Source organism: Deltaproteobacteria bacterium (assembly GCA_019310525.1).
Classification (GTDB): Bacteria; Desulfobacterota; DSM-4660; order Desulfatiglandales; family HGW-15; genus JAFDEE01.
This window is the reverse complement of sequence record JAFDEE010000046.1, coordinates 67,612-76,183: the sequence shown is the minus strand read 5'-3', so window position 1 is coordinate 76,183 and position 8,572 is coordinate 67,612. Positions and strand designations below refer to the sequence as shown.

The 8,572-nt window shown below is 54.9% G+C and carries 9 protein-coding genes; 4 read left to right on the top strand and 5 right to left on the bottom strand.

The window, feature by feature from the left end:
- The first annotated feature begins 19 nt into the window (after positions 1-19).
- Together JRF57_10335 and JRF57_10330 are read left to right on the top strand one after the other, a co-directional pair.
- Positions 20-760 carry a 2-oxoacid:acceptor oxidoreductase family protein gene (locus tag JRF57_10335; GenBank protein MBW2304096.1) on the top strand — a complete coding sequence of 247 codons (741 nt, stop codon included), beginning with the start codon at positions 20-22 and terminating at the stop codon, positions 758-760.
- Positions 761-935: 175 nt separating this feature from the next.
- Positions 936-1,244 carry an AF1514 family protein gene (locus JRF57_10330; GenBank protein MBW2304095.1) on the top strand — a complete coding sequence of 103 codons (309 nt, stop codon included), beginning with the start codon at positions 936-938 and terminating at the stop codon, positions 1,242-1,244.
- 100 nt (positions 1,245-1,344) lie between these two features.
- Here the strand turns inward: JRF57_10330 and JRF57_10325 are convergent, their stop codons facing one another.
- The 3 genes from JRF57_10325 to JRF57_10315 all read right to left on the bottom strand — a co-directional run bounded on the left by JRF57_10325 (position 1,345) and on the right by JRF57_10315 (position 5,607).
- Positions 1,345-2,109, bottom strand: a complete 765-nt coding sequence (locus JRF57_10325) for a sugar phosphate isomerase/epimerase (protein ID MBW2304094.1) — start codon at positions 2,107-2,109, stop codon at positions 1,345-1,347.
- A gap of 86 nt (positions 2,110-2,195) precedes the next feature.
- Entirely contained in the window at positions 2,196-2,393 is a 198-nt protein-coding gene (locus JRF57_10320; protein MBW2304093.1) for a hypothetical protein, read from the bottom strand.
- A 166-nt stretch (positions 2,394-2,559) separates the two neighbouring features.
- Complete coding sequence (locus tag JRF57_10315) at positions 2,560-5,607, bottom strand: insulinase family protein (GenBank protein MBW2304092.1); 3,048 nt, start codon at positions 5,605-5,607, stop codon at positions 2,560-2,562.
- A 479-nt stretch (positions 5,608-6,086) separates the two neighbouring features.
- Between JRF57_10315 and JRF57_10310 the strand changes: the two genes are divergently transcribed.
- Both JRF57_10310 and JRF57_10305 read left to right on the top strand, forming a co-directional pair.
- Positions 6,087-7,004, top strand: a complete 918-nt coding sequence (locus JRF57_10310; protein MBW2304091.1) for a P-loop NTPase — start codon at positions 6,087-6,089, stop codon at positions 7,002-7,004.
- A 3-nt stretch (positions 7,005-7,007) separates the two neighbouring features.
- Positions 7,008-7,664 carry a helix-turn-helix domain-containing protein gene (locus tag JRF57_10305; GenBank protein ID MBW2304090.1) on the top strand — a complete coding sequence of 219 codons (657 nt, stop codon included), beginning with the start codon at positions 7,008-7,010 and terminating at the stop codon, positions 7,662-7,664.
- Positions 7,665-7,689: 25 nt separating this feature from the next.
- Here JRF57_10305 and JRF57_10300 read toward each other — a convergent pair whose 3' ends face one another.
- Both JRF57_10300 and JRF57_10295 read right to left on the bottom strand, forming a co-directional pair.
- Positions 7,690-8,148: a 4Fe-4S binding protein gene (locus JRF57_10300; GenBank protein ID MBW2304089.1), complete on the bottom strand. Its 459-nt coding sequence runs from the start codon at positions 8,146-8,148 to the stop codon at positions 7,690-7,692.
- Positions 8,130-8,516, bottom strand: coding sequence for a DUF1566 domain-containing protein (locus tag JRF57_10295; GenBank protein MBW2304088.1), 387 nt, complete (start codon positions 8,514-8,516; stop codon positions 8,130-8,132). Before JRF57_10295 ends, JRF57_10300 begins: the two co-directional genes overlap by 19 nt.
- Positions 8,517-8,572 lie beyond the last annotated feature (56 nt).

Sequence of the window (8,572 nt, the reverse complement as noted above, 5' to 3'; positions counted from 1 at the left end):
CCGACATAGGGGATTTTCAGTGCTCGATATTTGGGGGATGTGTACCGGTCGCTATGCCAGGAAAAACAGCCTCAACCCCCGAATCATCAATGAAAGACTCGCCACTCTCCCGCCAATGGAAGGAATCGTGGAAGCAAACATAAGGAAAGAATACGGGGCGCATTACAGAGAACTGGCTGGCACACAAAAGCCCGTTCCCCCGCCAAAAAAAATCAGGAAAAGCTGTGATCCACCCCGGCTTGAAAGGCAGGAAATTCTTATGCTCGGCAACGCCGGGCAAAGGATTATATCCGCCGGTGATCTTCTATGCTACGCTGGTTTGGCCGCGGGTATGAAGGCTACCCAAAAGACTGAATACGATATCACGGTTCTTACAGGACCATCCATCAGTGAAGTTATCCTTTCGCCTGAAGAAATTGGTTTCACGGGTATCGAGAAACCTTCTGTGGTCATCGCCCTCGGGCAGGAGGGAGTGGAACGTCGAGCCGATGTGTTCGATTCCCTTGATGACCGGACACTGCTGATCCAGGCGAAAGGAGTCAAGGTGCCTGCGAACCGGGCCGATGCGCACTGCGTGGACTTCAGAGGACAAAGGATCAAAACCCAGGACTGGGCATTGGCCTCCCTTGCTGTACTGGCCGGGCTCAAAAGGACGATCAATGTTGAAATGCTTCAAGCGGCGATAAAGACGAAGTTCGGGGACCCGATCCAATCATCGGCCATTCAACTCGTCGATCGACTATCTACCGTTATGAATTGATGATATCGAAAAAATGGATGAAGGTTTCGATACGGACCTCTCTTGCAGGAGGCATTATAGATTCCACACTGGTTGTGAAAGGGCGGTTTCGTGGTTAAATTTATAATAATGATCGTTTCAGCCATCTGTTAAAGGGCGTGTGATGTCCCCCTGAAACACCTGAAGGAGGACCGAAATGCCTCATCCATGTAAGCCCCTTAAAAGGGAACATTTGAAGAACCCTGTTTCCATCAATATTACCGAAGAAAACCTCACCTTTGACAAAGCAAAGGAACTGGCCAAGGAACTGGCCCGAAGGAGATACGGCGACCCCATGCTCCTGGCCTGGTATGACATGAAGTCCGGCCGTTTTTCTCCCGAGGTGGAATGTTGCGGCGGGGAAAAGCCATCCTGGCTGATCTATGCAGAATCAAGAGGTGGAGATATCGTGATAGATGTCAATGACCTGGAATATGTTTTCGTATTCGGCGATTTCCAGGTGTGATGGGGATAGGCAGCGTTTGGGGAGCTTGAGTAAAGCAGGGGCCAGGATCCGTACCACTTGGTTTCAAAAAATCCGCAATGACCAGGCCGAATCAAAGAAATCATCTCCCGGACCCGGCGGGCACAGCCTCCTCCGGCTCGGTCATATGAGTCATGCCTTTTGAAAAATGCCTCCTGAAATATATGCGATACAGTGTGGAAAGGGAGTTAAGGAAATCCTCTTCTGAAAACACCTCAAGGGTAAGGACCCGCTTCCGTGCATTTCCATCCTCGAGGTGCGAAAAAAGTCGATGGAGGATGCCCGGATCCACGCCGGAGATGTCGCGATGATCCTCCCCACCCTTCAGCCCGTGTAGATGCAGGACGTTGCACCGGGTAAGGTAGCGACCCAAGTATTCGTCGAGGGGATGCCCGTACATCAGGATATGGCCGATGTCCAGGCAGACCGAAAGGTCGTATTCAAGGACAATAGGCTCGATCAATTCAAAGGGGTAGTCCAGGGTCTCAACGGAAATGCGCCGGGATGGAATCCCGGTCTCCAACAGCGGTTTGATGGATTCATCCGTATTCCCCAGCCAGCGTGATATATCATCAGAAGGCACCGGCCCGCGCCTGTCACCGTGAAAATGCAAGATAAAGGCCACGGGGTCAAGCGGGCGGCAGAGATCCATCACCCTGAGGCAGGTCTCGACGGAGCGGCTTCGCTTCGCAGCATCAGGACTTCCCAGGTACACTGAGAGGGGAAAATGGACCGTGTAGGTGAGCCCTGCTTGGCGGCCAAGGACTTCTAACCCATGAAGGATTTCATCGTCCGGGAGGTTCGAGACTTCCTCGGTTTCAAAGAGGACGAGTTCCACGTCCTCCACCCGACCTGCCATCCTGCGGACATTATCGGTGAGGCCCTCAGGGTAAATATAGGAAGTCGCCCCCAGCCGAAATGGAAAGGAGCACATCAACCGAAGTGGAAATCACGGGATTCCCAGCTCTTGAGGTATTTCCCGGATATGAGGGCCCCAGCGACCACGGCCATGATCGCGATCCACACGAATACCGGCGGCCAAGAGTGAAACAGATGCCACAGGGCCCCTCCCCCTACGAAGGTTGGGACTAGCATTACGATCCCGATTCCGATCCTTCTTGGAAGATCCATATCATACCTCCAAAAATGAACATCTCAGGGCCTCCCTTAAAAGAGGCCCTTTTAGTCTTTCGTTGTGAATCCTGGGTGGTTTATATAGCACAGAAGAGCGATCTTTGCCATTTCAAAAAGCTCGCTACGGATACCGTATCCGCCGGCATTCCGACATTCCCCCTCTTCAACGCAGGGGCAACTCCCGGTAAGGCAACCCGAGGCGTTTCGCCAGGGCCTTCAAGTCCTCCTCCAGGGTTACTCTTTTCCCTCCACCATCCACGACAGGTGTGGTCTTGTCCGCCACCACGAATACCTGGATCTTGGAGGGATCCAGGAACTTCTTCGCTAGTCCCTCGAGCTCCTCCCTTTTCACTTTCATGGTTACGTCCTGGATCCGCTCCAAAGTATCGAGCGGTTCCCCCCTAAGCTGGTATCGGCCGTACACCTCCACCAAGGCAGTGGGCGAATCTACGTTGAAGACGAAACTGTTCAGGATATCCAGGCGTTTTTGCTCAACATCCTGCTCCGGGATCTTACTTCGCAGGGACTCCATGATTCTTATCGTCTCTTCCACGGCCCTGGAGGTCTTGTCACCCTTGCACCCGATATAACCCATCAGCATTCCCGCCTCCCAGCGGTAGGTCTCAAAGAATGCGGCGGCGTAAACCAGCCCCAAATCGTCCCTGAGACGCTTGTACAGGAGGGAATCGCTCCCGCCGAAGACATCCATGAGCAGGTTGATCTTCCAGTAATCGGGGTTTATGCGCCGGACCCCCGGGAGCATCATGATGACCTGGGACTGGACCTGGCCCGGTTTGTGGATCAAAGCCAACACGGGCGGGGTTTCCTCCGGAGTCCCCAATTTCCGGACGGGCGGGGCATTCTTAGGAAATTCCTTGAGAAAATCTTCCATATCCTTTACCACCCTCTCTCTGCCGATATCCCCCGCAACGGTCACGACCATGTTCGAAGGGGTGAAATAGGTCTCAAGGAACCTTCGCAAGTCCTCCCTTGTAATCCGGGGTAGAGTCTTTAGTGCGAGGAGAGGATCCCGCCCGTAGGGATGTCCCTTAAAGTGCCATATCCTGGCCTCCCGGCTGGAGACCGCCCGGGCATTTCCGCCCTGGCGCTTGAGGGCAGTGAGGATCCGATTCCGGGCCACATCGAGGATCTCCGAATCGAACCGCGGACGGGTCAAAACCTCTCCCAGGAGCGAGAGTCCCTTCTTCCAGTCTTCCTTCATGACTGAAAGACGGATCACACTCTCCTCTTCTCTTACGGACACGGTTAGGTGAATGGCGTTGTCATCCAATTCTTCGGCCAGTTCCCGGGGAGTCAACCTATCAGTGCCTCCCCGCACAAGGGTTTCTTCCAAGAGCTGCGTGAGGCCCGCACTGGAATCGGCCACGTCCACAGAGCCGGCCTTCACGAGGATGGCGATATCGATCAGGGGAAGCTCGTGATCGGGCAAATAAAAGAGGGTGGCTCCTCCGACCTGCGCCTTTTGCGCCTTGGGATAGCAGATCTTCTCCGGCCTGCGGTCAAAGGACAAGGGATGTTTCCAACCAGGCGGTGTAGGATAGCGTGAATGATTGGTGAAGTCCCCGGGGGGGCCCAATGCTTTCCTCGCTTCGGGCCTACTGAGGGAACGCACCTCTTCATAGGGCTCGGGAGGGCGCTCCGGCCTCCCGCCGGGGATCACGAATACAGTGGTCCTCTTCTCGGGCACCAAATATTTGCGGGCCACCCTCCTGATATCTTCAGGGGTGACCTTTGAGATCTCATCCAGGTAGTCCAGGAGGTATCGCCACCTGATCTGGACCTCGACCGTGGCCAGGGTGCCGGCCAGTTCCTCATTGCTTCGCATCCTGTCGAGAAAGTCCCGGTAATTGAGTTTCTTGATCCTCTCGAGTTCCCGTTTGAGAACCGGTTCAGTCCGCATCCGATCCAATTGGGAAAGGAGCAGGGTTTCAAGGTCCTCGCAGGCCTTTAGATAGGCCTCTCGCCTTTCTTTTTCAGGGAGAGATTTGTTGTTCTTTAGGACCTCCGGTTCGTTGGGCGTCCCTCCAAGGATCACCAGGCCGCCGTAGCGATTGTCCGGATTGTAGGCCCAGGCGCTTGCCGCAAGGCCCTTGTCCACGATTTCACGGGTAAGCCGGGCGCTCCGGCCCCGGCTCAGGACCATGGTCAGGGCATCCAGGGCGTAAAAATCCCGGGTCCCCATGGCGGCTCCGTGAAAGCCGATCCTCAGAAGCGGTGTACGTGCCCCTTTCAAGTAACGTACACTGCGCCTGGGCCCCTCCTGTTCCGGTTCCCGGGTGACCCGTTCAGGGGCGCGCTCTCCCGCGGGGTAACGCCCGAAGTAGATCTCGGCCAGCTTCCGGGCCCTCTCGAGGGTCACGTCCCCGACCAGGACGCAGACGGCGTTTGCGGGATTGTAGTATTTACGGTGGAATGCAACGGCATCGGCGGTGCTGTACCACTCCATGTCCGACTTCCACCCGATGACCGGACTCCGGTAAGGGTGAGCGGTATAGGCCGTGGCATAGAGATCCAGCCAGGCGGCCCCGCCGGGGTTGTTCACATAACGGTAGGCCCATTCCCTCTGGACCACCTCCTTTTCCACGTAAAACTCCCTCCATGAGGGTTCGAAAATCTGCTCGCTCACTATTGAAAACCACTGCTCGATCATATCCGAAGGGACCGATGCCTTGAACTGTGTCTGATCTTTGGTCGTGAAGGCATTCACCCCTACCGCGCCGTTTCTGGCCAGTTGGGATGAGAAGGCCTGGGGGACGAAGATCTTCTGTACCTCCAGACGAAGCCTGTTCATCTCTTTCTTCTTGGCCCTGATCAAGGATCGATCCGGGTTTCGTTTCTGTTCCTCTTTACGTATGATCTGGTAGGCCGCTTCGATCTGCTCCTGGAGTCTTCTGTCTCGTTCAGGGTCCAGTGTTCCGAAGTTGTTAGTGCCCTTGAACATCATATGTTCCAGCAGGTGGGCGATGCCGGTCTTTCCCCTGTCCTCCAGGGCTGAGCCCGCCCGTATCGCCAGGCGGCAGGCGACCTGGGGGGTGGAATGCCTCTCGACCACGAGAAAGAGCATTCCGTTCTTAAGGGTGAATTCCTTGACATCAAGGTTCAAGGCCCGGGAAGATCCCAGGACGGCCTGCGGTTGGGCGATTACCAGGAACAGGAAAAAGAAAGCGATCAATTTTTTCAAGGGACGCATGGATGATATTTCCTCCTTCGCTATTCCCGAATCCATTACCCCTTTTTTGGGGGATGGTCAAAAGTTCTTTTGCCTGACACGGCATCCGCAATCCGATCCCTCAAAAAAACATTTGACAATCACAGCGATAACTGTATGATTTCCCGGAGTTTATTTTAAGCTTAGTGGTTCTAATAGGGAAACTACACCAATAATTGGCTTTTCCCCGAGGTGAACGTCTTGAATTAAGATCCCCATGGTCTCCCTGGAATCGCTCGGCACCCGATTCCTAATTTCTCATGCCAGGGATGATGCCAACGTGCGTAGGATAAACGCACCGGGCTAAAATTAAAGATCCACCGCCTGAAGCGGCTTGAATTTTCCCCATGTAACGGGGTCTTTCAACGATCCTTCTTTGAAGGCGGTCCGCGCGCCTGCAGGCAGGCAATTCGACCGTGAATTGAAACAGCGCACCATCAATCCTTAGCGGGAGAAAGGGAATGCCTCAGATTTTTCCCATCGGCGGAGGAAAGGGAGGCAGCGGTAAAAGTTTCATAACCGCAAACCTGGGAGCCTTGATAGCAAAGGGAGGGAAAAAGGTCGTCCTCGTGGACCTGGACCTCGGGGGATCCAATCTCCATACCCTCCTTGGCCTCCACAACCCCAAGACCGGCCTTCATGACTTCCTGGACAAGGCGTTTTCGGATCTGGCCGCCGCCGTCGTCCCCACCTGTATTCCCAACCTTTACGTAATCACCTCCTCGGATTGCTCCATGGAGATTGCCAACCTCTTCTACGCCCAAAAGTTGAAGATCATCCGCGCAATCCAGCGGCTTCCTTTCGACTACATCCTTCTGGACCTTGGGGCGGGCACGAATTTCAATACTCTGGACTTCTTCCTGATCTCCAACGTGGGGCTCTTCGTGGTAACTCCGGAACCCACCTCCATTGAAAACACCTTCCGTTTCATCAAGGCGGCCTATTACAGAAAAATCAAGCAAATCCTCAAGCAGGAGTCCATCGATCCGGGCGAAGCAGATAACGGGGAAGGGGTTGTAGAGACCAAGCACCTCCAATCCCCTTCCGACTTCATCGACCTTATCTGCCGCCAGAACAGCGAAAAAGGAAAGATCCTTCGCCAACGTCTCAGTGAACTTCATCTGAAATTCATCCTGAACCAGTGCCGAAAACAGACCGATTCCTGCCTCGGAGACAAGATACAGAAGGTCTGCAACCGTCATTTCCATTCCCGCTTCCAGTTCCTGGAAAACGTCACTTACGATGAGAGGGTCCATGACGCCATCTCTTCCAAAAAGGTGTTCATCGACATCTACCCCCATACGCCCACGGCCGTGGCCTTGCGGAACATCGCTGAGAAGGTGGCCGGAAACGGGCACCTGGCGGCGGCAAAGGCTTAGGGCATGGACAGGAATTTCGAAAAACTGAATTACTACGAAGTTCTGGACGTCCCCATCGATGCCTCACCTTTTGAAATCCGCCAAGCCTACCGAGAGGCCCTTGCCCTTTACGACCGGGATTCCCTGAGCACTTACGCCCTGTTTTCCGAAGAGGAACGGACCAGGATCCTGGAGAGAATCGAGGAGGCCTTCGCCACCCTGATCGATGAGGAAAAGAGAGCTGCTTACGAAAGACATCTCGCTGAGAAAGGAGACATCGACGCCGCCGAGGCGATGGGCGGGAGAACAAAAGAACCTGTTCCCCTCTTCGCCTCGGGTTCCGCTGAGGCCCGATCCGGGATACTGAACCGCATAAAGAACAAAATTCTGGAGAGGAGGTCCGAGATGGATTTCGAAGGGATTCTCTCCAAGGACAGGATTTCCGGAGCAGACCTGAAAGAAATCCGGGAAGCCTTGGGCATCCAGATACAAGAGGTCTTCGAGGTCACCCGGATCAACGTGTCCACCATAACCGCCTTGGAAGAAGACCGCTTCAACGACCTTCCTCCCTTGATCTTCCTGAAAGGCTTCCTGAAATCATATGCAGAACTATTCGGCCTCCCCGCCGGAGAGATCGTGGATGGATATCTTCGGCATATGGACCAGGCAGGCAAAGGTTGATAAGGGACGCTGAGGACGTTGAAGGCTAAAGGGCCATGGCCCGCGCGACAGCCTCCTCGCTCAGGGTCTTGGAGTCCCCCCAGACTATGCACCCAGTGGGACAGACACTTGCACAGGCGGGGCCTAGGTTTTTTTCCAGCCGATCCTGGCAAAGGTCACATTTTACCGCCGTTTCCGTTTCATCGTCGAACTGCATGGCACCAAAGGGACAGGCCTCCATGCAGGCCTTGCACCCGATGCAGACCTCCGGGTCGATCCACACGATCCCTTTCCCGTTTCTGAAAATGGCCTCAACAGGACACGCCTCCTTACAAGGGGCCCCGGCACAATGATGACAGTAGATAGGCGTAAAAACGGGCGCCCTCTCGATCACCCTCACGAGGCGGGGGCCCACGCCGAGCCCGTGTTCCTGCTTGCAGGCCACCTCACAGGCATGGCAGCCCATGCAATCCTTCCTGAAAAACATCAAAGAGATTTCACCCATATCGCTCCTTCCTCACTGATGTTCATTCCACCACGCACGCATCGGACATGATAAGCGTTGCGCTTGGGATAACTGAGCAGATAAGCACCGTCGAACATCACGATCCAGGCATTCTGCGTGGAATGCCCGAAGGTCGTGGACGACCAGTAACTCAAGGTGTCCCTGAAAGGGACCTCTTCACGAACCACCGGCCGATATCTCCTCCTGTCCAGGAGGGTTTCCAACTCGCGAAGTGTGGGTAAACGCCAATCCTCCCTGCCCTGCAAAGAGAGCGACCCGGCGTATTCAACCGCGGCGTACCAACTCATCTCGCCGGGGGATTCGCATTGCCATTCCAAGCCGGTTTTAGGATCCGTCCAGGTCTCCATTGACTCCTCTCTGATCCCCCCGGACACTCCCTTCGGTTGATTCCCGCCGCCTCTGC